We start from the raw sequence: 25,232 nt of genomic DNA on the forward strand, positions 1-25,232 counted from the left end.
GGGGCAACCACGATGAGTGAGTACGACGACGATCCCGATGCCGCCATCCGCCGGGTGCTGGAGTCCGAGGAGGAGGTCCAGGACGCCATCCGGCAGTGCCGGGAAGAGGCGGAGGCGACGGTGGCCGAGGCCCGGGAGCGGGCCCAGCGGATCGGCGAGCGCGCCGATGACCGGATCCGGCGGCTCCACGAGTCCATGGCCGAATCGGGAGCCGAGGCGGCCAGCGAGGAGCCGACGGAGGAGGACTCTGCCGAGGTGGCGGCCCGGGAGCACCTCGCCGCCGCCGTCCGCGCCCTGGCCGATGACCTCCTGGACGGGGAGGGGTCTTGACCGAGCCGGCGCTGGCCTACGTCATTGCCCGGGTCCGCGGCCGCCAGCGGACCTTTCCCGATGTGCAGGGCTGGCGCGCCCTGGAGGCGACCGGTGACGCCGATGCCCTGCTGGAGGCGGCCCGTTCCGGGCCCCTGCGCCCCTGGGTGGCGGGGCTGGACCGCACCGCCACGGCCACCGGCTACGAGCGCCGCCTGCGCGAGCGCTGGCTGGAGCACGCGGAGGAGGTCACCGGCTGGCTCCCCCGGCGCTGGCAGGCGGCGGCGCACTGGTTCGGCCATCTGCCCCGATTGCCGGTTCTGGTCCACCTCCTGCGCGACGGGGCGGCTCCCGCCTGGACCCTGGAGGATCCCGTCCTCTCCCCGGTGGCCCTGGGCGGGGATGCCGAGGGGCGCCGCGCTGCCCTGGCGCAGACCGCGCTGGCGCCGCTGGCGACCAGCGAGGTCGATGAAATCGGCCGCGACTGGGCCGCGATCTGGCGCACCCACTGGGCGGAGCCCGACCATCTCGAACCGGCCCAGCGGGCCCTGACCGCCGCCCGCGGGGCCGCCGATCCGGCCTCTGCCACCCGGACCCTGCGCGGGGCCCTGCGCCGGGCCGGCACCAGCCCGGCGGCGGCCTTCCTCCACCTGGGACTGGCCGCCGTTCACCTCCAGCGCCTGCGCGGCCTGCTGGCAAGCCGCGCCCTGCGGGGGCCGGCATGAGGGGGCCGGCATGAGTCTGCGGACCCGCCAGGCGCGCTGGTTCGAGCTCCTCACCCAGCGCGCGGAGCTCCCCCGGGCGGTGGACTGCCTGGCCCACACCGGCGCCGTGGAGCTGGAGACCCGCTCCGAGGGGGAGGCCGAGCCGGCCGTGGCCGGCCTGGAAGAGGGGCTGGAGGAGTACCGCCAGCTCCAGGCCCGCTACGGCGACTACTTTCCCCCCGCCGAAGAGCGCCGCCCCGACGAGCATCCCGGCGTCCCGGAGGAGGTCTTTCGGGATGCCCTGGATCGCGTGCGTGCCTGGGCGAATGACGCGGATGCCGCGGTCCAGCGGCTGGAGGCCATCGCCGCCGAGGAGGCGGAGCTGGCCCGGGTGGCCGACTTCCTGGGCGGCCTGGGCGATGCCGATCTCCCCCTGGGCGCGCTGGCCAGGGAAGGGGAGTCGGTGGTCAGCACCGTCTTCCTCCTCCCGGCCGCGCTGGAGGAGGGGATGGAGAGCCTCCCCCCGGGGGTGATGACCCGCCGGGTTCCGGGGAGCGAGGCCACCTACCTGCTGGCCGTGGGCCCCGCCGACGAGGTCGATACCCTGTATCGCCGGATCACCCGGGAGCGCGGCCAGCGTCTGAGATTGCCGCGGGAGCCGGGGGATACGCCGGCGGAGGCCCGGCAGACGGTGGCCCATCGCCGGGCCGAACTGGCCTCGGAGGCGGCCGACCTGCGCCGCCGACTGGACCGCCTGGCACGCCAGCACGGCCTCGCCGGCGCCGTGGGCGAGATCGAGCGGCTGCTCTGGTTCATCCGGACCGTGGATGCGGTACCGGTCTCCGAGAACTTCGCCTGGCTCACCGGCTGGACCAGCGAGGAGGCCGCCGACCTCCAGGCCGCCCTGGCCGAGGCCGGAGTGGAGGGGGTGGTCCGGCTCACCGACCCGCCCCCCGGTGTTCAGCCGCCCCAGGTCTTCCACAACCCGGCCTGGGCGCGCCCCTTCGAGATCTTCGCCCGCCTGCTGGGTACGCCGGACCGCAACGAGGCGGATCCCAGCCGCCTGCTCGCCGTCCTGGTGCCGCTGCTGTTCGGCTACATGTTCGGCGATCTCGGCCAGGGGGCGGTCCTGGCCGCCCTGGGCTTCGGGCTGCGTCGGCGCTACCCCGCCGCCGGGATCCTCATTCCGGCCGGTGTGGCCTCCATGGCCTTCGGCGCCCTCTACGGGAGCGTCTTCGCCCTGGAGATCCTGCCGCCGCTGTGGCTGCGTCCCATGGACGAGCCCCTGACCATCCTGCTGGTGCCGCTGGTGGGCGGGATCGTCATCCTCCTGCTGGGACTGCTGCTCAACGGCGTCGAGGCCTTCTGGGCCGGCCGCGTGGGGCTCTGGTGGCGCCAGGAGGCCGGTGTCCTGGTGGGCTACCTCGGCCTCATGGCGGGGCTGCTCCATCCCGCCGGCTTCGCGGTGGCCGGAGCCGGCCTGGTGTGGTACCTCTGGGGCGCCTGGTCCCGGGGCGGCGGGGAGGGCCGGTTGGCTACCCTGGGCGCCGACGCGGGGCGGCTGCTGGAGAGCGCCTTCCAGCTCGTCATCAACACCCTCTCCTTCGCCCGCGTGGGGGCCTTCGCCCTGGCCCACTCGGGGCTGGCGCTGGCGGTGGAGTCCCTGGCCCACGGGGCGGGGTTCATCGGGGCCGCGATCATCCTGGTGGCGGGGAATGTCGTCATCCTCGCCCTGGAGGGGCTGGTGGTCTCCATCCAGATCACGCGCCTGATGCTCTTTGAATTCTTCGTGCGCTTCCTCCACGGCGGGGGGCGGCCCTTCCGGCCCCTGGCCGCTTCCCGCTCCAGCGGGGGAGGCGACTCAACCAAGACCGACCCGGAAAGGAGCTCGACATGATTCAGGCACAACGACGCGCGGCGGGACTCACCCTCCTGGCACTGCTGGCCGCCGTGGCCGGTACCGTTCTGGTCTTCGCCGCGCCGCAGGCGCTGGCCGCGGCCGCCGGGGGGGAGAACGCCATCGACCCCGGGGTCCGCCAGTGGGGCTACATCGCCGCCGCCCTGGCCACCGGCCTCTCGTCCCTGGCCGCCGGCTATGCAGTGGCGGCGGTGGGTTCGGCGGCGGTGGGGGCCATCGCCGAGAATCCCGATCTGCTGGGCCGGCTGCTGGTCTTCGTGGGCCTGGCGGAGGGGATCGCCATCTACGGCCTCATCGTCTCCATCCTGATCCTCAACCAGCTCGGCTAGGGCCTTGGCGGGACGGGACTGGTCGACCGACCTGGGCCGGCGGCCGCCGGCCTATCTGGGGGATGCCACCACCGCTGCCGGTTTCCGGCTGGCGGGGCTGGATGCCCACGCCCCGGAGGCCGACCAGCTCCTGCCCACCTTCCGCGAATTGCTGACCATCACGGACCTCCTCCTGCTGGGGGCCACGGCGGCCCGCAGCCTGCCACCGTCGGAGGTCAATGCAGCAGTGGCCTCGGGTCGGCCGCTGGTGGTGGTGGTGCCGGATATCCACGGGGAGACCCCCATGCGCGACCTCAAACAGCGCCTGCGTCGGGAACTGGGAGTGGATCTGTGAACGCGAGTACCGTCGACGAGAAGAGCGACCCGCCGACCTCCATCCTGGAGGCCCAGGCCGAATCGCTGCTGCAGCGCCTGGCGGAACACCGTGCGGCCCGCTGCGCCGAGATCCGGCAGGAGGCGGCGGCCGAGGCCCGGGCCATCGTCCAGGAGGCCTTCGCCGATGCCCGCCGGCGCATGGGGGAGGCGGTGGCCACCGAGCGCGCCCGAGCCCGGCGCCAGGAGGCCGCCTGCCGCGCCCGGGAGCAGAGCCGGGCGCGCCAGCGCCGCCAGGCCGTGGCGCGGGATCTGCTGGCCGAGGGCTGGCAGGCACTGCAGACGGAGCTGGAGCGCCGCTGGCAGGATCCCGGGGCCCGGCAGGCCTGGGTGGACCGGCTGGTGGCGGCCGCCTGTTCCCGGCTGCCCAGGGGGGAGTGGTGGCTGACCCATGCGCCGGGCTGGCCCGCGGAGGAGGCCGAGGCGGCCCGGCAGCAGATGGAGGCCCGGGGTGCCGGCGAGGTCCGCATCGAGGAAGCCCCGGCCCTGCGCGCCGGGTTGCGGATCTGCGTCGATGGGGCCTGCCTGGATGCCAGCGTGGGCCCCTCCGACCGGGGCCTCCTTGCCCGACCCCAGCGCCTGGAAGGGGAGCTTCTGGCCCATCTGGAGCGGCTGACCGCGGAGCCGGAGGGAACGACATGAGCCGGGCGGAGCTCACCTGGATCAGTGGGCCGGTACTGCGCGCCCGGCCCCAGGGGTCCTTCCGGATCCAGGAGGCGGTTCGCGTGGGCGAGGCCGGCCTCCTGGGGGAGGTCATCCGACTGGCCCGCGGGGAGATCGTGGTCCAGGTCTACGAGGAGACAGCGGGCCTGCGCCCCGGCGTCATCGTGGAGGGAACCGGCCAGCCCCTGGCGGTGCAGCTGGGGCCGTCGCTGCTGGGCCGGATCTTCGATGGCCTGCTGCGCCCCCTGACCATCGAGGAGGGGCGGCACGTGCGCCCCGGGCTGCGCAGCGGTGAACCGGAATCCTTCCCCTTCCAGCCGGATGTGGCCGTGGGGGATGCCCTCGACGCGGGAAGTCCCTTCGGCACGGTCCGTCCCAGCGGGAGCCGGGAGCAGCGCTGCCTGGCGCCTCCGACGGCTGGCGGGGAGGTCACCTGGGTCGCGCCGGCCGGGGAGTACCGCGAGGATGCCCCGCTCCTGCGCCTGCGCGACGCGCAGGGCGAGGAGCACGAGGCGGCCATGCGCCACACCTGGCCGGTGCGCCACCCCCGGCCGGTGGCCCGACGGCAGACCGCCGAGGCCCCCATGGTCACCGGCCAGCGCATCATCGACATCCTCTTCCCGGTGGCCCGGGGCGGCCGGGCGGCCCTGCCCGGCGGCTTCGGCACCGGCAAGACCATGCTCCAGGAGAGCCTGGCCAAGTTCGCCGACGCGGATGTCATCGTCTATGTCGGCTGCGGCGAGCGGGGCAACGAGATGGCCGGCGTGCTGGAGGAGTTCCCCCAGCTCGACGACCCCCTCCACGGCCGGCCGCTCATGGAGCGTACGGTGATCATCGCCAATACCTCCAACATGCCGGTGGCGGCCCGGGAGGCGAGCATCTATACCGGGGTCACCGTGGCGGAGTACTTCCGGGATCAGGGGCTGGACGTGGCGCTCATGGCCGATTCCACCTCGCGCTGGGCGGAGGCCCTGCGGGAGGTCTCCGGCCGCCTGGGCGAGCTGCCGGGGGAGGGCGGCTACCCCGCCTACCTCTCCAGCCGCCTGGCCGACTTCTACGAGCGCGCCGGGACGGTGGTGACCCGGGGCGGCGACGGCGGGTCGCTCACCCTCATCGGGGCGGTGAGCCCGCCCTCCGGCGACTTCTCGGAGCCGGTGACCACCCATACCAAGCGCTACACCCGCTGCTTCTGGGCCCTGGACCGGGAGCGGGCCCAGGCGCGCTTCTATCCGGCCATCAATCCACTGACCTCCTACTCCGAGGATGCCACCGACCTGGATGGCTGGTGGGAGCGCCAGGGCCACGCGGAGTGGCTGAGCCAGCGCCGGCAGTTCCTCTCGCTGCTGGAGGAGCAGCAGCGGCTGGAGCGCATGGCACGCATCGTCGGCAAGGACGCCCTGCCGCCGGCGCAGCGGATCACCCTGCTCTCGGCGGAGCTGGTCAACGAGGGCTTCCTGCGCCAGTCGGCGCTGTCGCCCACCGACCGCCACTGCTCCCCGGCGCGCCAGATCGCCATGCAGCGCGCCTTCGTGCGTTTCATCGACCGGGCGCGGGCGGCGGTGGACAGCGGCGTCCCGGTGGACGCCATCGCCGGTCTGGAGCTGACCCGCCGGCTGCGGCGGCTGGGCGAGGAGTACGGCGAGGAGCATCTGAAGGAGCTGGAGGCGCTGCCGGGCGCTATCGATGCCGCCCTGGCCAACCTGGAGCAGGAAGCAGGAGAGGAGGGGGATTATGCGCGCTGAGGCCTACGTAAACGGGACCCTGACGCGCATCGAGGGGCCGCTGCTCTTCCTGCGCCGCAACATGGACGTCGGCCTGGACGAGGCGGTCACCGTCTATGGCGCCGACGGCGAGCCGAGGCTGGGCCGGATCGCCGCCCTGGACGAGGATGTCATGACCGTGGAGGTGCTGGAGGAGACCGGCGGCCTGGCCCTGGCGGATACCCGGGTGCGCCTCACCGGCGCGCCGGTGGACTTCGGCGTCGGCCCCGACCTGCTCGGCCGGATCTTCGACGGTCTGGGCCGGGTGGCCGATGACGGCCCGCCGGTGGCCGCCCGCCAGCGGCGGCCGGTGGACGGCGACCCGCTCAATCCCGCCGCCCGGGACGTGCCTCGGGACTTCATCGAGACCGGGATCACCACCATCGACCTCCTCAACAGCCTGGTGCGGGGGCAGAAACTGCCCTTCTTCTCCGGCGGCGGCCTGCCCCACGACCGCCTGGCGGTGCGCATCGCCGAGGGGGCGCGGCTGCGCGGCGACGAGCCCTTCGCCGTGGTCTTCTGCGGCATCGGCATCCCCTCGCACACCGCCGCCGCCTTCCGTCGCGCCATGGAGGAGGGGGGCGCCCGGGAGCGGACGGTGATGTTCCTCAATCAGGCCTCCGACTCCTCCACCCAGCGGCTGCTGACGCCGCGCTTCGCGCTCACCGCCGCCGAGTACCTCGCCTTCGAGGAGGGCTGGCACGTCCTGGTGGTGATGACCGACATGACCAACTACTGCGAGGCGCTGCGCGAGGTATCCGCCAGCCACGGCGAGATCCCCAGCCGCAAGGGCTACCCCGGCTACATGTACTCCGATCTCGCCGCCCTCTACGAGCGCGCCGGGGCGCTGCGCGGGCAGGAGGGCTCCCTCACCCAGCTGCCCATCCTGACCATGCCGTCGGACGACATCACCCACCCCATCCCGGATCTCACCGGCTACATCACCGAGGGGCAGATGGTCCTCGACCGCGAGCTGGACCGCCGGGGCCTGGAGCCGCCGGTGAAGGTCCTGCCCAGCCTGTCACGACTGATGAAGGACGGCACCGGCACCGGCTACACCGATCCCGACCATGGCGACCTGGCCAGCCAGCTCTACGCCGCCTACGCCCGGGTCCACCAGATCCGGGTGCTGGCCAGCGTGGTGGGGGAGGAGAGCCTGCCGGCCACCGACCGGACCTATCTGCGCTTCGGCGAGCGCTTCGAGGCCGAGCTGGTGAACCAGCCGGAGCGGCGGACCCTGGAGGAGTCCATGGCGGTGGGCTGGCGGCTGCTGGCCATGCTCCCCCATGCGGAGCTCCATCGCCTCTCCGATGCCCAGATCCGGGACCATCTCGGCGATGGCGACGAGGGTGGTGGCGAGGAGGAGAACGATGGCGGAACGTGATTTCAGCCCGACCCCCTCGACCCTGCTGGACCTGCGCGAGGAGCGGCAGGTCGTTCAGGACGGCTACCACTTCCTGGACGAGAAGCGCCTCTCCCTGGCCGCGCGGATCATGGAGGAGCTTCAGGCCCAGCGGCAGGCGCTGGCCGAGTGGGAGGAGGCGCGGGAGGCGGCCGCGGCGGCACTGGCGGCCGCCGTGGGCCGCCACGGCCTGGAGGACCTGGGGGTGCAGCCACCCCGGGAACCGGCGGGGAAGCTGGAGGTAGCCGGCTCCGGCTTCCTGGGTGTCCTGCTCCAGCGCACCGCCGTGCGCTACCGGCCGGGCGAGGGAGCGCCGGCCCTGGACCCCTCCGCCGAGGCCGACGCCTGCGCCGACGCCTTCGCCCGGCTGACCGAGGCGGCGGCCCGGCGCGCCACCCACGAGGCCAACCTGGCCCGCCTGCTGGACGAGTACCGGGTCACCGCCCGCCGGGCCCGCGCCCTGGAGGATGTCGTCCTGCCGGAGCTGGACCGCGACGTCGCCTGGATCGGCACCGCCATCGAGGAGCAGGAGCAGGAGGAGGCGGTGCGCGCTCGGCTCCACGCCCCGGACTGAGCCGAAGACGACCCTCCGGGATCGAGAAAGCCCGCCGGGGCACGGGGCCGCGGCGGGCTTTCTGCGTCTCGGGGCTGGATCCCGGCGTGGGGCCTAGTAGGTGATGTAGCCGCCGAGTACGAAGGCGTTGATGGTGTCTTCGCCGCCGTGCTTGTTTTCTTCGATGGCGTTCTCCGCCTTGGTCTGCTCGAAGCCGGCCTTGATGTTGGCGTTGTGGCCGTCGATGAGGTAGGTGATGCCTACGCGGGTGGCGTCGTAGCTGCCCCGGTCCTGGTCGGCGTCGGAGCCCCAGGACTCGTGGGCCACCCAGGGCTGCCAGTCGCCCACGGTGTAGCCGGCCTGGGCGTAGTAGCCGGAGCCCTGGACGCGGTCGACCGTAGCGGAGTAGGGGCGATCGTCTTCCCCGTCCATGACGGCACCATCCGAATTCACAAAGTGCTCATTGCCGCCCCCAAGGTCGAGGTCCATCCAGCCGGCCTCGGCGGAGAGCGCCCCGGGGCCCATGGGCTGCTCCAGGAAGAGGTCGGCGGTCATGAGTTCGTAGTCGTGCCACTCGGCAGGACTGTTTCCGTCGATGGCAGCTTCAGCAACCTCGTCCTGGGCGTCCATGGCCAGGCCGATCCCGAAGGTCTCCTTGCCGCCGTGGTAGGTGGTGAGGTTGTAGTAGCCCGGCTCCGGATCGCCGAAGTTCATCTGCACCCGGGCGGTGTAGCGCTCGCTGTCGTTGTTGGTGCTCGCGCCGTCGTAGGTGCCCACGTAGTACTTCAGATGGGTGCTGTCGGAGAGGGAGCCGCTGCCGAACAGGGTCAGGCCCATGTCGCGCACGCCGACATCGCCGCCGAGCCCGGAATCGGTCTCCGGGAGGACCTGGTTGGTGAAGGCGCCCACGGCGCGGGCGCCCCAGGTGAGGTCCTTGTAGACCAGGCCGGTGCGGTCGATGGCCATGAGGCCGCCGGAGCTGGTGGTGGACTGGCGCAGGCTCGGCGCCATGTTCTCGCCGGCGATGACCTGGGCCCAGTCGTCGAGCTTGTACTTGATGAAGGCGTCGATGACCCGGGCGTCGCCCCCGGCCCCGGGGCCCTCGGCGAACTCGGTCTGCATGAACAGCGAGACCTTCTCGTGGACGGTTGCGCCCAGGCGCAGACGGCCGCGGCGGATCTTGTAGTCGCGGCTGTCGGCCACGGCGTCGCTGTCGTACTGGATCATCTGCGACTGCAGCCGGAAGCCGAGGTCCAGGCTGGCGTCGTCGTTGATCTCCACCTTGGCGCCGGCGAGGGCGCTGGCCGGCAGGCTCGCGGCCACGAGGCCGGCGATGAGGGTATGGCGCATGGTCTTCCTCCCCTTGTTGGAATGGTGCGCTGTCGGAAAGCGCCCCGGGCCGCCTGTCGGGTGCAAGCGGTCCCGGGGATGTCCCGGGGAGGCAAACAAGGGTCGTGCCAGGTGGGAGGGCCCGCCGTGGCGGTCTCTCCAAGGCGAAGAGGCGGCCGGCGTTACGTTTCGTAAGCCCGCTTGTTACGCAGCGTAACGTTCAGCCCGTGCAGGGTCAGTCCTCGCGGGGGAGACGGGCCACGGCCAGGGAGGTGGCCCCGGCCACGGCGGCTGGCAGCACCAGGAAGTTCAGCACCGGGATGGCCGTCGCAACCGCCGCCGCGGCGCCGAAGCCGAGTACGGTCCAGCGCCGTTGACCCAGTACCGGCCGCTGGTCGGGGAAGCGCAGGCCGCGATTGCCCAGCGGGGCGTCCAGGTACTCCTGGGAGAGCGTCCAGGCGCCGAAGAGGAACCAGGCCACCGGGGCGAGGACATTCACCACCGGGATCACGAAGAGCAGGAGCAGCGGCACGGCCCGCACGGCGAAGTAGCCGAGCTTGCGCACCTCCGCCCCCACATCGGCCACGGCGCCGGTGGCCAGCGCGGTGATGCCACCCTCACCATCCTCCGGGGTAGTGCCGGTGAGGTGATGCTCCACCGCCGCCGCCAGCGGCCCCACGAAGGGGGCGGCCACCAGCGCCGCTACCAGGGTGAAGGCGTAGAAGACCACCAGCAGCGCGGCGACGACGAAGAGGGGCCAGAGCAGCCACGCCAGCCAGTCCAGCCAGCCCGGCGTGGCCGTCTGCACCCAGGCCACCAGCTCCGCGAAGCCGGCCGCCCCCGCCGCGATGCCGCCGGCGAAGACCAGGATGTTCAGCAGCAGCGGGATCACCATCCACTTGCGCACCCCGGGCTGCACCATGAGCCGGAAGCCGCGGAGAAAGTGGGCCACGCCGGAAAGGGGGTTGTCCGCTAGCATGGGTCTATCGGGATCAGGAGTCATTCGTCTTCGGGGCTGTTCAAACGGCTGGCAGTCAGGGACAGCCATCGTACAATGAGGGAGAAGCGAAGGCATCACCGTCGATCAACCGGGGGAGTCGCTCATGCGACTGGAGGAGATCAGGCAAAGGCGAGCGGACATTGCGGATCTGGGTCGGCGATACGGTGCGGGCCGGATCCGGGTCTTCGGGTCCGTGGCTCGAGGGGAGGAGCGACCCGACAGCGATATCGACTTCCTGGTGGATCTGAAGCCCGGCTACGACATGTTCCGGCAGCGACTTCCCCTGGCGGAGGAGTTGGGAGAGATGCTCCACCACCCCGTCGACGTGTTGCCGGAGCATGAACTCAATCCACATCTGCGCGAGCAGATCCTGCGGGAGGCAGTGGACCTGTGAACCGCTGGAAGGCACACGCCCACCATATCCTGGATACGGCCGAGCGACTTCGCCGGATTCAAGCAAGGGGGCGAGTGTCAGAGGACGAGATCCTCTATGATGCGGCCCTCCGTAATCTGCAGACCCTCTCCGAAGCGACCCAGTTCCTGCCGGAGGAGGGGCAGGCTCTCTGCCCCGATATTCCGTGGAAGGAGATCAAGGGGTTCCGCAACATCCTCGTGCATAACTACCTCGGTGAGATCGATCCCCTCACGGTGGAGTCGGTTATCACCGAGCATCTTCCCGCCCTTGAGGCGTGTGTGAAGAGCATTCTCGCCTCTACAGGGGATGATGACCTGCAATCCTGACGTAGCGCTGCACTCCCCCTCCCTCCAATCACGGCTCAAAGTCGCCCGTCGCTGGCCTCGGCCGGGAGCAGGTGCTTGATGTCGTAGAGGACGCCCTCCGGCTTGAGCAGGGCGCGCAGGCCCTCGGCGCCCATGGCGGCGAATTCCCGGTGGCCCACGGAGAGGATCACGGCGTCGTAGGCGCCGGCTTCCGGCGCCTCGATGGGGTCGATGCCGTACTCGTGTCGCGCTTCGGCCGGTTCCACCCAGGGGTCGTGGATATCCACACGGGCGTGGTAGGTGGCCAGCTCGTTGATGATGTCCACCACCCGGGTGTTGCGCAGGTCGGGGCAGTTCTCCTTGAAGGCCAGGCCCAGGACGAGGATGCGGGCGTCCACCACCTGCAGTCGGCGCCGGGTCATGAGCTTGACCACCTGCTCTGCCACGAAGCTCCCCATGCCGTCGTTGATCCGCCGGCCGGCAAGGATGACGTCGGGGTGGTAGCCGATGGACTGCGCCTTGTGGGTGAGGTAGTAGGGGTCCACGCCGATGCAGTGGCCGCCCACCAGGCCGGGTCGGAAGGGGAGGAAGTTCCACTTGGTCCCCGCAGCCTCCAGCACCTCCAGGGTGTCGATCCCCAGCCGGTTGAAGATCAGCGCCAGCTCGTTGACCAGCGCGATATTGAGATCCCGCTGGGTGTTCTCGATGACCTTGGCGGCCTCCGCCACGGCGATGGAGCTGGCCTTGTGGGTACCCGCCGTAATGACCCGGCCGTAGAGGCCATCCACGAAGTCGGCGGTCTCCGGCGTGGAGCCGGAGGTGACCTTGAGGATGGAGGTGACTCGGTGTTCCTTGTCCCCGGGGTTGATGCGCTCGGGGCTGTAGCCGGCAAAGAAGTCCCGGTTGTAGGTAAGGCCGGAGACTGCTTCGAGGACCGGGACGCAGTCCTCCTCCGTGGCCCCCGGGTAGACCGTGGATTCGTAGATGACCACGTCGCCCTTCTTCAGCACCTCGCCCACGGTTCGGCTGGCGGCCAGTAGCGGGCCGAGATCCGGGCGCTTGTAGCGGTCGATGGGCGTGGGGACGGTGACGATGTAGACGTTGCAGTCCGCCAGGTGCTGGGGGTAGGCGGTGAAGGTGAGCCGATCCGCCGCCGCCAGCTCCGCCGGCTCCACCTCGCGGGTGCTGTCCTCGCCCGCGCGCAGGGCGGTGATGCGCTCCTCGTTGATATCGAAGCCGAGGGTGGGATAGGAGCGGCCGAAGGCCACCGCCAGCGGCAGCCCCACGTAGCCCATCCCGATGATTCCAATATGTGCCTCTTCCAGCTGCATGGGGCCTCTCCGTTGGTTGTCGGGGGTACACACCCCCGTTGATGCCTGGACGAGGCCACTATAGCGGAATGTTTTTCTATCGAAATGTCTGACTGGGCGAAGATCGAGCAGAAATCATCTATTTGCACAATTTAATTACATCATGAAGGCGCTTCAGGAAGTAGTATAGCCCCACGTAGCAGTTGTGCGGTGCTCTCAGAGCTACTGCGAGCCCCGGAGAGAGGGTGTGACGTGGCAACAATAAGAATATTCCGGCACTATCTCAGGCTCCCGTTTCTGGTTCTCGGTCTGGTGGAAATCGGCGCATTCCTGGTCGCTTTTTATGCAGGCGTCTATTTGCGCTTTTCGGACCAGCCGGCCGCCATCGACGAGAGCGTCGGCCCGCTCCTTCCGCGGGGCATCGTCTTTTCCTCGGTCCTGCTGGTGGCCCTGATAGCCATGGGCCTCTATCAGGCCCGGCTGCGTGAGGGGCGGAGCGGGATCATCCTGCGCGAGATCGCGGGCTTTGCCCTGGGTGGTGCCGGGCTGGCCTTCATCTTCTATATCTTCCCCACGGTCTTCACCGGGCGCGGTGCGCTGGCCCTGGCGCTCCTGCTGGCCTTCCTCGCCTCGGTGGTCCTGCGCCTCTTCTTCTACCGGATGGTGGACGTCGACACGCTCAAGCGCCGGGTCCTGGTGCTCGGCGCCGGGGAGCGGGCCGCCTCCGTTACCCGCTATCGCCGCCGTGTGGACCAGCGGGGCTTCACTATCGTCGGCTTCGTCCACGTCCGGGGGGAGCGGGATGCCGTGGACCCGGGGCGGGTGATCCACCTGGCCGGGCGACTGAAGGACTTTGCCCGGGAGCAGGAGGTGGAGGAGATCGTGGTCGCCATCGATGATCGTCGCCGCAGCTTCCCCATGGATGAACTCCTGGACTGCCGCATGAGCGGCATCGAGGTCATCGAACTCCTGACCTTCTACGAGCGCGAGTTCGGCAAGGTGCGGCTGGATCTCATCCATCCCAGCTGGCTGGTCTTTACCGACGGTTATGCCCAGGGGGCCTTCCGGACCTACATCAAGCGCAGCTTCGATGTGGCCGCCGCGCTCCTCCTGCTCATCCCGGCGCTCCCGATCATGCTGCTAACGGCCCTGGCTATCCTCCTCGAGGACGGCTGGCGCCAGCCGGTCTTCTATCTCCAGACCCGGACCGGTGAGCACGGCCGTCCCTTCCGCGTCATCAAGTTCCGCAGCATGGTCGTGGATGCCGAGAAGGAGGGGGCGGCGCAGTGGGCGACGCAGAACGACGTCCGGGTCACCCGGGTCGGCGCCTTCATCCGCAAGACCCGCATCGACGAGCTGCCGCAGATCATCAACGTCCTCAAGGGCGACATGAGCTTCGTCGGCCCCCGGCCGGAGCGGCCCGAGTTCAACCATCAGCTGGCCGAGGCCATCCCCTACTACGAAGAGCGTCACCGGGTGAAGCCGGGCATTACCGGCTGGGCACAGCTCTGCTACCCCTACGGCGCCTCGGAGGAGGATGCCCGGGAGAAGCTCCAGTACGACCTCTACTACGTGAAGAACCACAGCCTCTTTCTGGACTTCGTGATCCTCATCCAGACGGTGGAAGTGGTCCTCTTCGGGAAGGGGGCGCGATGAGCGGGATTCGTCCAGTTGGCCCTCTCGGTCTGAGGGCGTTTTCGACAGACAGGGTGGTGGCCGGTAGGCAGCCCACACCGCTCGGCCGAATAATTCCATCGCCGCGCTGCGGGCGCATACAGGGCCGGGGACCATCCCCGGAGGAAGGAAGGAAGTCCATGAATACGCGAAGCCGAGGCATCGTCATCGTGAAGGAAGGTCCCGGGGGGCTGTTGCTGGCGGTCCTGGCCCTGCTGCTAGTGGTCCTTCAGGGCTGTGGCGGCGGGGCCGTCCAGCGCGAGGGAGAGGGGGCGGGCCCGGTGGCTCCCGACGGGATGGAGGGGTACCGCCTGGTGGAGTCCTACCGCATCGGTGTGGATGACACCCTCCAGGTCAGCGTCTGGCGACACGAGGACCTCTCGGTGAGCGTACCTGTCCGGCCGGATGGCCGGATCTCGGTCCCCCTGGGGGGCGAGATCGAGGCCGCGGGCCGGACCCCGCCGGAGGTGGCCCGGAGCATCGAAGGGGCGCTGTCCGAGTTCGTCCGGGACCCCCAGGTCGCCGTTATCGTCACCGAGCTCAACAGCCACGAGTACCTCTCCCGGGTCCGGGTGACGGGGGCGGTGCCATCGCCGCTTTCGATCCCGTACCGGCCCGGGATGACCGTCCTGGACCTGGTCCTGGAAGCGGGGGGTGTTACCGAGTTCGCTGCCCCCTCCCGGTCCCGGGTCTATCGGCGCACCGGTACGAAGACGGAGACCATGTCCGTGCGCCTCGATCGGATCCTCGAGGACGGGGACCTGGACAGCAACATCGAGCTGCGGCCCGGGGACGTGGTGACCGTCCCCGAGCGGGTCTTCTGAGGAGGGCACGCGATGGCTTTCTCGATGGAAGAGCAGACCCGGATCCTGGTGCGGGAGGTCTATCACCGGCGGGTCATGATCGTGACCCTGTTCATCATCGTCTCCCTCCTGGCGGTCAGCGTCGGGCTGGTCATGCCCAAGCGCTATTCCACCAGTACCGACATCCTGGTGGATGACCGCAACATCCTGCAGCCGCTCATGGAGGGGACGGCCGTTCCCACCGGTGTCTCCGACCGGGCGAGCCTGGCCCGGGAGCTGATCTTCGGCCAGCGGATCCTGAACCAGGTCCTGGAACGGGCCGGCCTGCGCGAGCCCGACATGACCCCCCGCGAGGAGGAACAGGCGCTGGAGGACCTCAAGTCGGCCACCCGCGTGACCAGCCACGGCAACAACCTCATCCGGATCACCTACCAGGACAGCGACCCGGACCGGGCGCAGAGGGTGGCCCGACTCTTCGCCGGGCTTTTCATCCAGGGCAGCCATGAGGCGAAGCTCCGGGAGAGCCGGGAGGCCTTCAACTTCATCGACGAGCAGGTGGAGGAGTACCACCAGAAGCTGGTGGAGGCGGAGCGCAAGCTCAAGGAGTTCCGCTCCCGCAATCTGGGCGCCCGCGCCGGCTCGGAGCGCTCCATCAACGAGCGAATCAATGAGCTGACCTCCCGCATCGAGCGCACGGAGATGGAGCTCAAGGAGGCGCGGGTCCAGGAGGAGTCCCTCCAGCGACAGCTCTCCGGCCAGGCGGCCATCACGGTGAGCCTTACTCGGGAGGGCCAGTTCCGCGGCCAGCTGGCCGAACTCCAGCAGAAGCTGGATGACCTCCTCCTGCGCTACACCGACTCCCACCCCGACGTACGCCGGGTGAAGTCCCAGATCGAGACCCTCAAGCAGGCGGTGGAAGATGAACGCCAGCGCCGGCAGCTCGCCGAGCAGAACGGGGAACAGGAGGACTTCGTCGACGAGAACATCTCCCTGAACCCCCTCTACCAGCAGCTGCGCAGTCAGCTTTCGGAGATCCGGACCCGGATCGACACCCTGGAGACCCGCCTGGCCGAGAGCGAGGAGCAGCTGAACCGGGAGATCGAACGGGGACAGCAGGTCCACGAGAGCGAGGCGGTCCTCTCCGAGCTCACCCGGGATTACGAGGTGAACAAGGAGATCTACCAGGACCTCCTGCGCCGGCGGGAGAACGCCCGCGTCTCCATGAGCATGGACGAGCAGAACCAGGGCCTGGCCCTGCGGATCGAGGAGCCGGCCCGGCTGCCCAACCAGCCGGACGGGCTCCGCCTGATGCACGTGGCCGCGGGTGGGCTCTTCGCGGGCCTTGCCCTGCCGCTGGGGCTGGTGGTGCTGCTGGTCCGCTTCGACCCGCGGCTGCGCTCCGCCGAAGAGCTGTCACGCACGCTGGAGGTGCCCGTCATGGGCGTCATCCCCCACCTGGCGAATCCCGTGGACCGGCGTCAAGGGCGGCGGATCACCCTGTGGCTCGTGGCCGCCACCCTGCTCTGGGCGGGTCTCTTCGGGGCCGCTGGCTGGGGCCGTATCACCGGAGTCGTGTAATGACCAGCAAACTGGAGAATGCCCTGCAACGGGCCCGTGACGAGGGGCACGGCGGGAAGGGCCCGGAGGCCGAGTTCGGCCCGGGGCACGGAAACCGCGCCCTGCGCCGCCGCGAGGACCACCGCCGCGCCATCGCCAGCATGGACGAGGGGCCGCTGCACACGGCGGAGTTCCTGGACGAGCGGCGGATCATCCATCCCGGCATGAATCAGCCCGAGGTGGCCAACCGCTTCCGCGAGCTGCGGACCCGGCTGTTCGAACTGCGGCCCACCGGCAACTTCTCGCTCCTGGTCACCTCCGTGGTGCCCAGTGGCGGTGCGACCTTCACCGGCCTCAACCTGGCGGCCGCCATTGCCCTGGACCAGTCCCGGACCTCCCTGATGATCGACGCCAATCTCGGCGAGCCGCGGCTGCAGGAGATCCTGGACCTGCGACCCGAGCTGGGGCTGGCCGACTATCTCGAGGACGACACCCTGGACATCGCCCGGATCCTCTACACCAGCGGGATCCCGCGGCTGCGGGTCATCCCCATGGGGCGCCGACGCGAGGGGGCGGCGGAGTTCTTTACCACGGTTCGCATGCATCGGTTCATGGAGGATGTCCAGAGCCGCTATCCGGACCGCTACGTCGTGGTGGATGCCCCGGCCCTCTCGGAATCGGCGGACGCCCGGATCCTCGCCGATCTCTGCGATTACGTCCTCCTGGTGGTGCCCTACGGTCGGGTTACCCGGCCCCAGATGGAGCACGCCGTGGCCAGCATCGGCCAGGACCGTCTGGCCGGCGTCGTGATGAATGATGAACCGACCTGGGACTGAGCGGTGTCGCCTCGGGCCGGTGGTCGTGGCCGGGATGCTCCTCTGGCCGCCCGCCGTGACCGCCCTGGATACCGCCTGGGAGCTGGGAGTGAGCCAGGAACACAGCGACAACATCCAGCGCAACCCCGAGGGGCAGGAGGTCGCCGACGTGGTGCGAACCGGCAGCCTCGGTGCGCAGTTGCAGGCGGATCGCTCCTACCTCGAGGGCCAGGCGGAGGTGCGGGTCGACTACCTCCATTACCGCGAGGGGACCTTCAACGACGAGGTCCGGGGGCAGGGCAGCGCCGACCTGACCTGGCACATCGCTCCCGAGCGACTGAGCTGGCAGCTCCAGGAGCGGCTCGCGGTTGTCGAGGAGCGCTCCACCGAGCCGTTGTCCCCGGGCAACCGCCAGCAGGTCAATGTCTTCTCCACTGGACCGGATTACCGCCTGCGGCTGGGGGGCAGCCGTTTCCTGGACGCGGGTGCCCGCTATACCGACCTTCGGTATTCCCGGAGCGACAACGACAGTCAGCGGGTCGGGGTCCAGTTCCAGGTGGGTTATCGCCCGAGCCCGGTCCTGGAGAACCGGCTCATCCTGGACATGACCCGGACCCATTTCCCGCAGCGGGCCTCGACCCGGGACTACGACCGCCAGGACCTCTACGGCCGAATCTCCCTGCGGGGAGCCACCACCCGCACCGTCGCCGACCTGGGAGTGACGAGTATTCAGCGGGCGGCCGGCGATGACATCGGCGGGGCCCTGGCCCGGCTGGCCTGGGAACGGGACCTGACGGCGGTCACGGAGCTGCGCGTGAACCTGGCGGGTGAATACAGCAACACGGCCAGCGATCTGCTGGGCCGGCCCGAGGAGCCCGCGCGCGATCCGGCCGCCGTGGAGTCCGCCGCAGATGTCTTCTTCGCTCGCCGTGGGGATATCGGCATCCGCCACGAGACGCCCCGGGGCTCCCTGGCGCTGGACCTGCTAGTGGAGGACCGGGAGTACGAGGAGGCCCCGCTCGATCAACTGCGCACGCAGGCAAGCCTCATCCTGGGCGTGGTTGCCGGCCCCCGCAGCCGACTGGAGCTTTTCGGCTACCACGCCGCCTATGACTACGACGCAACGGAGCGCCGGGATGTCGATCGGGAGGGCGGATTGCGCCTGCGGTACCGGTTGCGCCGCTCCCTGGAGGTCCGGCTGGAGGGGGCCCGGGCGGAACGGATGACCAACGGTGATACCGGCGAATACCAGGAGAACCGCGTTCTCCTGGAACTGAGCTATCGAGGGTAGGGACAACCATGTATCTCGAGCACTTCGGCCTGGACGACGAGCCCTTCCGCCTGGATCCCGAGGGGGAGTACCTCTACCTCTCCGAGAACCACCGCCGGGCGAGGACCTTCATGGAGTACTCGCTCTTCCGGGAGGGGGGCTTCGTGGTGGTAACCGGCGACATCGGTACCGGCAAGACCACCCTGGTGGAGCACTTCCTTGCCGGTCTGCCGGAGGATGTGGCGATCGCCCGTCTCGCCCGCACGCGGCTGGAGCCGGCCGAGCTGTTGCAGACCCTCATGAGCCGCTTCGGCATGGAGCCCTTCGAGGGCAGCCGGGTCGCCTTCATCGACGCCATCACCGATCACCTGGAGGGCCTCTATCGGCGGGGGCGCACCGCCCTGCTGGTGGTGGACGAGGCCCAGGCCCTGGGGCGGGATGCCCTGGAGGAGCTGCGCCTGCTCACCGAGTTCGGCGGTGGCCGCGGTCGGCGGCTGCACGTCCTCCTGGTGGGGCAGCCGGAACTGGGGGATCTCCTGGACGGCCCGGGGATGGACCAGTTCCTCCAGCGAGTCCGGCTGCGGATGCATCTGCGTCCCCTGACCGGCGACGAGATGGTCGAGTACATCAATCACCGCCTGGCCGTCGCGGGGGCCACCGAGGCGCTGTTCGACGATGTGGCCTGCGAGCGGATCCTGGAATACAGCGGCGGCGTGCCGCGGCTGGTCAACGTCCTCTGCGATACCGCCCTGATGCTGGCCTACGGTGAGGGACGCCGCTATCCCGGCATCGATTCGGTGGACGAGGCCATTGCCGAACTCGGCTGGCGGCCCTTCACCGATCGTCCCCGGGGCCTGGCCCCGGTGGGGGGAACCGAGGGCGCCATCCGCGACGTCGCCGGTCAGCTGGAGGACGGCCTCGGGGACCTGCGGGAAGAGCTGGCCGCCACCCGGGCCCAGCTGGCGGAGCTTACGGAGGTCGTCCGCGCCCTGGCGCATCCCGGTTCCGGACCGCCGCCGGAACTCGACCAGCTGGTGGAGCAGGGCGAGGTGGAGAAGCCGGAGCAGACGGGCGAGGGTGCCAGCGGCCACGGCTGGTTCGCCCTGAGCCGGCGGCGGGAGAGTTCATGATGGCGGATATTGCCGGCATTGCCCTGCTCCAGCGCCATCTGGCCCCGCCACGGGCCGAGGAGCTGGCACGCATGGCCGCGGTCCTCGGCGGTGCCGAGGAGAGCCTGGTCGCCGGGGCCACCGGCACGGCGGCACTGGGGTCCCCCGTCTACCGCCTGGAGCGCGGCGGCTGGCTGGTAGTCGCCGGCGCAGCCGGCAGACCGGTTCCGGACGAGGAGGGGCTGCTCTCCCCGGAACCCGGGCCGACCCTGGCGCGGCTGGCGGGCCCCTTTGCCCTGGCGGCGTGGGACGGGAGTCGCGGGCGCCTGATCCTGGCCAGCGACCGCCAGGGCGGAGAGACCCTGTACTATGCCCTGGCCCGGGGGCGGGTCTGCTTTGCCACGCGGGTGGGGGCATTGCAGGAGGTGCTGGGGGAGGTGGCCGGGATGGATCCCGTCGGCATGGACCAGCTCTTCACGCTGGGGGCCCCCGTGGCGCCACGGACCGTCTTCGAGGGGATCGAACGCGTGCCGCCGGGATGCTGGGTGGAGATCGATGCCCGCCACCCGGTCCTCCATCGGTTCGCCTCGCCCGCCTTCCGCCCCGAAGAGGACCCCCCGGCCGAAGGCGCCGGAGGGGGGCTCGAGTACTGCCTGGAAGCCGCCCTGGAGAGGTCCACCGGTGCCGAGTCCGCGTCGGTCGCCCTCGGCGCCGACCCGGAGACCGCCCTGGAAGAGCCGGCCGGCGCCGCGCTGCTCCGGCTGGCCGGCACCCCGGGGCCGGCACGGGTGGAATCGGGTGCATGGATGGAGGCGGGCGACCTGGAGGTCGCGGTCCGCGCGCTGGAAAGCCCCCTGGTCTCCCTGGCTCCGGTGCAGGAGGGGGGGCTGGGCCGACACCTGCGGTCCCAGGGCCGGGGGCGAGTGGTGACCACCGCCGGCGGCAGCCTCGTCTCGGGGGAAAGTCGTCTGGTGGCGGAGCTGGCCGTGCGGCGGGGGTGGGCGCGCCAGCCCGATTCCATTGGGCGGCCTCGGCTGCTGGACGCCCTCGATCCCGAGCGTCTGGCGGGCACCGGCCCCGAATGGCGTCGTGCCCTCTACGGCCAGGGGCTCGACAGCCCGGATGCCGTCACCTTCAGCCACCTCCCGCGCTGGGACCAGAACGCGCGGATCCGGGCGCTCTATCTGCCGGGTGTTCGAGAGGCGCTGCCCGAGGATCCGCTGGAGGAGCTGGAGCAGGGCCTCCCCGGGGACTTCGCGCTGTGGCCGGGTCTCCATCGCGCCCTCCATCTGGAGCTGACCCTCTGGCTGGGCGGGCGGCGGCCCGGCTCGGTCCTGGCCGCCATGGGCATAGTGGTCGAGAGCCCCTGGCTGGATCCCGACGTTGTGGCAGCGGCAGCGGCGCGACCGCATGCCCCGGTGCTGCGCCGGGCGCTGCATCGGGCGCGTCGAGGGACCGGTCCTTCCCGGACCGGGAGCGGGGTCGCACCGCTCCCCGGGGCCGGGGAGGCCACCCTGGGACGCTATCTGGATCCGGGGTTGGTGGAGGTGACCGGCCTGTTCGATCCCGATCGAGTCGGCCGGCTGGTAATGCGGTGGCGACGGGGCTGCCGGCTGACGCCCGCGGATCGCAGGGCGCTACTGGTGGTGGTGACCACCGGGATCTGGGCCCGGCACTGCCTGGAGCGGCCCTCCCTGCTCCCCACGGAGGCCAGGGCATGACGACCCGGAGTCGACGCGACCGCCTGGCCAGCTGGCTGGGGCGGACCGGCATGATGCGACCTCTGGCCCGGCTCTGGCACGCCGGCCACGACGGGGTGGTGATCCTTGCCTACCACCGCGTGGTGGATACCGGTCCGGAGGCGGATTTCCCCTGGGACATCGACCTGGTCAGCGCCTCGAGCACCGCCTTCGATCGCCAGATGGCCGAGATCCGGCGTCACTATCACCCGGTGGGGCTGGAGGAGGTCTGGCGGCGCTGGAGTCGGGGGCGCCGGCTGCCGCGGCGGGCGGTGGCGGTGACCTTCGATGACGGCTTCGCCGATAACGCTACCTGTGCACTGCCCATCCTGCGCCGCCACGGGATCCCGGCCACGGTCTTCGTCAGCAGCGGCTATGTCGGTTCGCGGACCCCCTTCTGGTTCGACGGCCTCGCCCACTGGGTGAACACCACGCAGGCCGAACGGATGACCATCGCCGGCGAAGTCTGGTCGCTGACCTGCATGGACAGTCGCCGGCGGGCCGGCTGGGCCGCCCTGGGCCATCTCAAGCAGCTCGAGGAGCCCCGGCGCCAGGAACAGCTGGAGGCCTGGCGGACCGAGATCGGGGAGGACGACGAGCTCGATGAAGGCTCGCGCCCCCTCTCCCGGGTCGAGCTCCAGGCGCTGGTGGAGGGCGGGATCTCCATCGGCTCCCACACGGTGAGCCATCCGGTCCTCTCGCGGTGTGATGACGCCACCCTGAGGCGGGAGCTGACCCAGTCCCGGCATGACCTGGAGGCCATGACGGGAAGCCCGGTGACCACCCTGAGTTACCCCGTGGGCGGGGCCGATGCCCACGGTCACCGGGTCCGGGAAGCGGCGCGGGAGGCCGGTTACCGCCTGGCCTGTGCCTACGTGCCCGGATTCAATCGGCGCCGCACGGCGGATCGATTTGCGCTGCGGCGTCAGCGGATCGAGCGCTACATCGACCATGATCGATTTCGCGCCATGCTGGCCTGTCCGGAGGTGTTCAAGTGAACCGCCCGACTTCCAGTGCCGTGGACGGCGCCTGGGTGCCCCGGCTGGCGCTGCTCCTGCAGACCGCGGTCTGGGCCCTGAGCCCCTTCCACTTCCTCATCGCCTACCTGGTGCTGCTGCTCATCCGTCCCCACGAGTTCCTGCCCGGGGTCCAGGGGCTGCCGCTGATGCCGGTGGTGATGATGGGGGCGGTGGCCGCCTGGATCCTGGCGCGGGAGAAGGATTTCGGCGCACCGGCCTTTGTCCTGCTGGTGGGGCTGGTCCTGGCCATGGTCGCCAGCCGGGTCGCCTTGGGCTGGCTCGGCGGGATCCCGGCAGTAATATCCGAGTTCTTGCCCATCCTCCTGATCTTCCTGCTGGTGGCCACGGTGGTCAGTACGCTGTCGCGCCAGCGGGTCTTCCTGGTGCTGCTCTTCGGTGCCTCCGTCTACATGTCGCTGCACGGGATCCAGCAGCACCTGACCGGGACCGGCTGGACCGGGGCCGAGCTGCTGGCCGGGCGCATCCGCTATATCGGCTTCTTCCACGACCCCAATGACCTGGGCCTCTTCCTGGTCATGACCCTGCCCATGGCCTTCTTCCTCTTCGGGCGCAGCCGCAGCCCGGCGGTGCGGCTGCCCCTGGTGCTGGGAGTCGCCGTCGTCTTCTACGCCATCTATCTCACCGGATCCCGCGGGACGCTCCTGGCTACCCTGGCGGTCCTCGGGGTCTACTTCGCCCGCCGCTACGGCTGGACGGTGAGCGCCCTGCTCGCGGCACTGGTGCTACCCGTCCTCCTGCTGCTCCTGCCGAGCCGTTTCACGGACCTGGATCCGGGAGAGTCCTCGGCCCACGGCCGGGTGGAGGCCTGGTACAACGGCATGCAGATGTTTCAGAGCAATCCGCTCACCGGGGTGGGCTGGGGGCGGTTCACGGAGTTCAATCCGCTGACGGCGCACAACTCCCTCGTCCTGGTGCTGGCGGAGACCGGCCTGCTGGGACTGACCTTCTGGCTGGCCTTCTTCGGCGGCGTGGTCTGGCTGCTGTTCCGGGTGCTTGGCCACTGGCAGCAGTACGGGGACGCCGTGGCGGACCCCGCGGGTCGCGAATGGGCGGATCTCGCCCGGGCGCTGCTCATCGCCTTCGTGGGGATCGGGGTCTCCGCCTTCTTCCTCAGTCGCAGTTACAACATCATCCTCTATCTGCTGGCCGCGGTGGCCGTCGGTGCCTTCCTGGGGTATCGGCGCAACAGGGGGCTGGAGGCGCCCGGTCCGGGGCGGGTGCTGGAGCGGGCGGCCCTGGGTGCGCTGGTCCTGGCGGCCGCCTTCTTTGTCGTCATCAAGGGTCTGCTGGGGGCGGCGTCATGAGGGCGCCGGTCTCTCTGCTCCGGAATACGGCCTGGGCGACGGCGGGCCGGTATGTGGAGTACTTCCTCGGCATGGTGATGTCGGTGATGATTGCCCGGGCGCTGGGGCCGTCGGATTACGGCATCTATGCCTTCGCCATCTGGCTGAGCCACCTCTCCCTGTTGCTCATCAATGGCGGCCAGCCCACCGCGCTGATCAAGTTCCTGGCGGAACTGCGGGGCCGGGGAGACGAGGGGGCGGAGGGGGCGCTGTTCCGCCGGGTCAATCGGTTCCACCACTGGACCACGGGCCTCTTCCTGGCGCTGGGCAGCGGTATCATCGCGCTGGCGGGCGATTCCATCCTCCCCGGCGACGCACCGGGCGTACTGCTCTGGCTGGTCCTTCTGGCAACGGTCTTCAAGGCCTCCTACATGTTCCGGCAGGGGCTCGCGAAGGGGCGGGAAGACTTTCGTGCCATCGCCCTGACCATCCTGGTGGTCGCACCGGCCAATACGGTCGCGGTCGCCGTGGCCTCATCGGTGGGCGCCGGGCTGGCCGGTTTCCTGGCGGTCTTCACGGGGGCCGGCCTGGCCTACTTCCTGTTGCTGCGGGTATTCCTGGGCCGTCCCCCGATTCCCGATCCCGGCGCGCCGGAGCGGGTCGCCGCGCTCCGCCCGCGCCTGCATCGCCACATCCTCCTGGCAACGGCCAATACCCTGCTGGCCTTCCTGGTCTTCAAGCAGTCGGAGGTCCTCTTCCTGCGCCTGTTCGCGGAGACCAGCGCCATCGCCTACTTCAATGTGGCCTTCACGCTCTCCACGGCGGCGGCGACGCTGGTGCCGGGGATCGTCGGCACCATTCTGCTGCCGGCCATGGCGCGGGCGGTGGCCCGGGATCAAGCGACGGCCGGGCGCACCTTCGTGGAGTCCACTCGGTACCTCTGGCTGCTGGGACTGCCGCTGATGGCGGGCGGGCTGCTCTATGCGGACAACCTCGTGGGGCTCCTCTACGGGGCCGAATTCCGGGATGCCGCCGTCCCGCTGGCGGCGCTACTGGTTGCCAGCTCCTTCCACATCATCTCGCAGGGGGGCAGCAGCTATCAGATCAGCTCCGATCGGCAGCATGTCCTTCTGCGACTCAATCTCGTGCTGGTGGCGATCACCCTGGCCCTCGACTGGGTCCTCATCGCCAACTACGGCCTGACCGGGGCGGTGATCGCCTTCAGCACCACCACCATCGGGTCGTCGCTCTTCCTTATCGCGCTGACCTGTCGGGATCTGGGGGTCCGCCTCCCGCTGGGCATCGCCCTGCGGGCCACGCTGGCCGGCGGCCTGGCCCTGGTCCTGGTCTGGCCCCTGGGCTGGGTTCTGGGCTCCGTCGCGGAACTCCTGGTGGGCGGGGTCCTGTTCGTCGCCATCTACCTGGTGGCAACCCTGCGCCTGCGCTGCTGGACGGCCACCGACCTGGCCACCGGGCACCGCCTGCTCAAGCGGCCGGGGATCCGGTGGCTGGTGCCGGGCGGTGCCTTCCTGCTGGACCGCGTCGGGGCACGCCCCGCTACTACGGAGTAGCC

24 protein-coding genes are annotated in these 25,232 nt (G+C 70.3%); 21 read left to right on the forward strand and 3 right to left on the reverse strand.

What is annotated here, in order from left to right:
• Positions 1 to 12 precede the first annotated feature (12 nt).
• The 9 genes from BM272_RS01480 to BM272_RS01520 are packed head-to-tail and all read left to right on the forward strand — an operon-like array spanning position 13 to position 8,031.
• On the forward strand, positions 13 to 330 hold the full coding sequence (locus tag BM272_RS01480) for a hypothetical protein (protein ID WP_093426977.1): 318 nt from the start codon (positions 13 to 15) through the stop codon (positions 328 to 330).
• Entirely contained in the window at positions 327 to 1,034 is a 708-nt protein-coding gene (locus BM272_RS01485; RefSeq protein ID WP_093426978.1) for a hypothetical protein, read from the forward strand. The genes BM272_RS01480 and BM272_RS01485 overlap by 4 nt, the downstream gene beginning before the upstream one ends.
• 10 nt (positions 1,035 to 1,044) lie before the next feature.
• Positions 1,045 to 2,910: a V-type ATP synthase subunit I gene (locus BM272_RS01490; protein ID WP_093426979.1), complete on the forward strand. Its 1,866-nt coding sequence runs from the start codon at positions 1,045 to 1,047 to the stop codon at positions 2,908 to 2,910.
• Positions 2,907 to 3,260, forward strand: coding sequence for an ATP synthase subunit C (locus tag BM272_RS01495; protein ID WP_093426980.1), 354 nt, complete (start codon positions 2,907 to 2,909; stop codon positions 3,258 to 3,260). The genes BM272_RS01490 and BM272_RS01495 overlap by 4 nt, the downstream gene beginning before the upstream one ends.
• 4 nt (positions 3,261 to 3,264) lie before the next feature.
• Positions 3,265 to 3,594, forward strand: coding sequence for a V-type ATP synthase subunit F (locus BM272_RS01500; RefSeq protein ID WP_093426981.1), 330 nt, complete (start codon positions 3,265 to 3,267; stop codon positions 3,592 to 3,594).
• On the forward strand, positions 3,591 to 4,274 hold the full coding sequence (locus tag BM272_RS01505; RefSeq protein ID WP_093426982.1) for a V-type ATP synthase subunit E family protein: 684 nt from the start codon (positions 3,591 to 3,593) through the stop codon (positions 4,272 to 4,274). The genes BM272_RS01500 and BM272_RS01505 overlap by 4 nt, the downstream gene beginning before the upstream one ends.
• The gene (locus BM272_RS01510) at positions 4,271 to 6,037 is read left to right on the forward strand and encodes a V-type ATP synthase subunit A (protein WP_093426983.1); all 1,767 of its coding nucleotides are present in this window, start codon (positions 4,271 to 4,273) and stop codon (positions 6,035 to 6,037) included. The genes BM272_RS01505 and BM272_RS01510 overlap by 4 nt, the downstream gene beginning before the upstream one ends.
• Positions 6,027 to 7,439 carry a V-type ATP synthase subunit B gene (locus tag BM272_RS01515; protein ID WP_093426984.1) on the forward strand — a complete coding sequence of 471 codons (1,413 nt, stop codon included), beginning with the start codon at positions 6,027 to 6,029 and terminating at the stop codon, positions 7,437 to 7,439. The genes BM272_RS01510 and BM272_RS01515 overlap by 11 nt, the downstream gene beginning before the upstream one ends.
• On the forward strand, positions 7,426 to 8,031 hold the full coding sequence (locus tag BM272_RS01520; protein WP_159432986.1) for a V-type ATP synthase subunit D: 606 nt from the start codon (positions 7,426 to 7,428) through the stop codon (positions 8,029 to 8,031). Before BM272_RS01515 ends, BM272_RS01520 begins: the two co-directional genes overlap by 14 nt.
• Before the next feature lie 93 nt (positions 8,032 to 8,124).
• Here BM272_RS01520 and BM272_RS01525 read toward each other — a convergent pair whose 3' ends face one another.
• Positions 8,125 to 9,360: a porin gene (locus BM272_RS01525; RefSeq protein WP_093426986.1), complete on the reverse strand. Its 1,236-nt coding sequence runs from the start codon at positions 9,358 to 9,360 to the stop codon at positions 8,125 to 8,127.
• 214 nt (positions 9,361 to 9,574) lie between these two features.
• Positions 9,575 to 10,318, reverse strand: a complete 744-nt coding sequence (gene cysZ / locus BM272_RS01530) for a sulfate transporter CysZ (RefSeq protein WP_093426987.1) — start codon at positions 10,316 to 10,318, stop codon at positions 9,575 to 9,577.
• Positions 10,319 to 10,442: 124 nt separating this feature from the next.
• On the opposite strand from cysZ, the gene BM272_RS01535 reads away from it, so the two are divergent.
• Complete coding sequence (locus BM272_RS01535; RefSeq protein WP_093426988.1) at positions 10,443 to 10,733, forward strand: nucleotidyltransferase family protein; 291 nt, start codon at positions 10,443 to 10,445, stop codon at positions 10,731 to 10,733.
• Entirely contained in the window at positions 10,730 to 11,080 is a 351-nt protein-coding gene (locus tag BM272_RS01540) for a HepT-like ribonuclease domain-containing protein (protein ID WP_093426989.1), read from the forward strand. The genes BM272_RS01535 and BM272_RS01540 overlap by 4 nt, the downstream gene beginning before the upstream one ends.
• A gap of 35 nt (positions 11,081 to 11,115) precedes the next feature.
• On the opposite strand, the gene tviB is transcribed toward BM272_RS01540, so the two are convergent.
• A complete protein-coding gene (tviB, locus tag BM272_RS01545; RefSeq protein WP_093426990.1) occupies positions 11,116 to 12,390 on the reverse strand; it encodes a Vi polysaccharide biosynthesis UDP-N-acetylglucosamine C-6 dehydrogenase TviB in 1,275 nt (424 codons plus the stop codon).
• Between the two features lie 291 nt (positions 12,391 to 12,681).
• Between tviB and BM272_RS01550 the strand changes: the two genes are divergently transcribed.
• The 10 genes from BM272_RS01550 (at position 12,682) to BM272_RS01595 (ending at position 25,230) form a co-directional block, all read left to right on the forward strand.
• Positions 12,682 to 14,025, forward strand: a complete 1,344-nt coding sequence (locus BM272_RS01550) for a TIGR03013 family XrtA/PEP-CTERM system glycosyltransferase (RefSeq protein ID WP_240307971.1) — start codon at positions 12,682 to 12,684, stop codon at positions 14,023 to 14,025.
• A gap of 158 nt (positions 14,026 to 14,183) precedes the next feature.
• Positions 14,184 to 14,867: an XrtA/PEP-CTERM system exopolysaccharide export protein gene (locus BM272_RS01555; RefSeq protein ID WP_240307972.1), complete on the forward strand. Its 684-nt coding sequence runs from the start codon at positions 14,184 to 14,186 to the stop codon at positions 14,865 to 14,867.
• 12 nt (positions 14,868 to 14,879) lie between these two features.
• Entirely contained in the window at positions 14,880 to 16,424 is a 1,545-nt protein-coding gene (locus BM272_RS01560) for an XrtA system polysaccharide chain length determinant (RefSeq protein WP_093426992.1), read from the forward strand.
• Positions 16,424 to 17,239, forward strand: coding sequence for a P-loop NTPase family protein (locus BM272_RS01565; RefSeq protein WP_093426993.1), 816 nt, complete (start codon positions 16,424 to 16,426; stop codon positions 17,237 to 17,239). The genes BM272_RS01560 and BM272_RS01565 overlap by 1 nt, the downstream gene beginning before the upstream one ends.
• A 25-nt stretch (positions 17,240 to 17,264) precedes the next feature.
• On the forward strand, positions 17,265 to 18,509 hold the full coding sequence (locus tag BM272_RS01570; RefSeq protein ID WP_205407723.1) for a porin family protein: 1,245 nt from the start codon (positions 17,265 to 17,267) through the stop codon (positions 18,507 to 18,509).
• Between the two features lie 8 nt (positions 18,510 to 18,517).
• On the forward strand, positions 18,518 to 19,618 hold the full coding sequence (locus tag BM272_RS01575; protein WP_093426995.1) for an ExeA family protein: 1,101 nt from the start codon (positions 18,518 to 18,520) through the stop codon (positions 19,616 to 19,618).
• Positions 19,615 to 21,318 carry a class II glutamine amidotransferase domain-containing protein gene (locus tag BM272_RS01580; RefSeq protein ID WP_093426996.1) on the forward strand — a complete coding sequence of 568 codons (1,704 nt, stop codon included), beginning with the start codon at positions 19,615 to 19,617 and terminating at the stop codon, positions 21,316 to 21,318. The genes BM272_RS01575 and BM272_RS01580 overlap by 4 nt, the downstream gene beginning before the upstream one ends.
• Positions 21,315 to 22,334, forward strand: coding sequence for a polysaccharide deacetylase family protein (locus tag BM272_RS13745; protein WP_159432987.1), 1,020 nt, complete (start codon positions 21,315 to 21,317; stop codon positions 22,332 to 22,334). The genes BM272_RS01580 and BM272_RS13745 overlap by 4 nt, the downstream gene beginning before the upstream one ends.
• The gene (locus BM272_RS01590; protein ID WP_093426997.1) at positions 22,331 to 23,680 is read left to right on the forward strand and encodes an O-antigen ligase family protein; all 1,350 of its coding nucleotides are present in this window, start codon (positions 22,331 to 22,333) and stop codon (positions 23,678 to 23,680) included. Before BM272_RS13745 ends, BM272_RS01590 begins: the two co-directional genes overlap by 4 nt.
• The gene (locus BM272_RS01595; protein WP_159432988.1) at positions 23,677 to 25,230 is read left to right on the forward strand and encodes an oligosaccharide flippase family protein; all 1,554 of its coding nucleotides are present in this window, start codon (positions 23,677 to 23,679) and stop codon (positions 25,228 to 25,230) included. The genes BM272_RS01590 and BM272_RS01595 overlap by 4 nt, the downstream gene beginning before the upstream one ends.
• Positions 25,231 to 25,232: the final 2 nt, after the last annotated feature.

The sequence above is a fragment of the Thiohalospira halophila DSM 15071 genome (assembly GCF_900112605.1).
GTDB lineage: Bacteria > Pseudomonadota > Gammaproteobacteria > Thiohalospirales > Thiohalospiraceae > Thiohalospira > Thiohalospira halophila.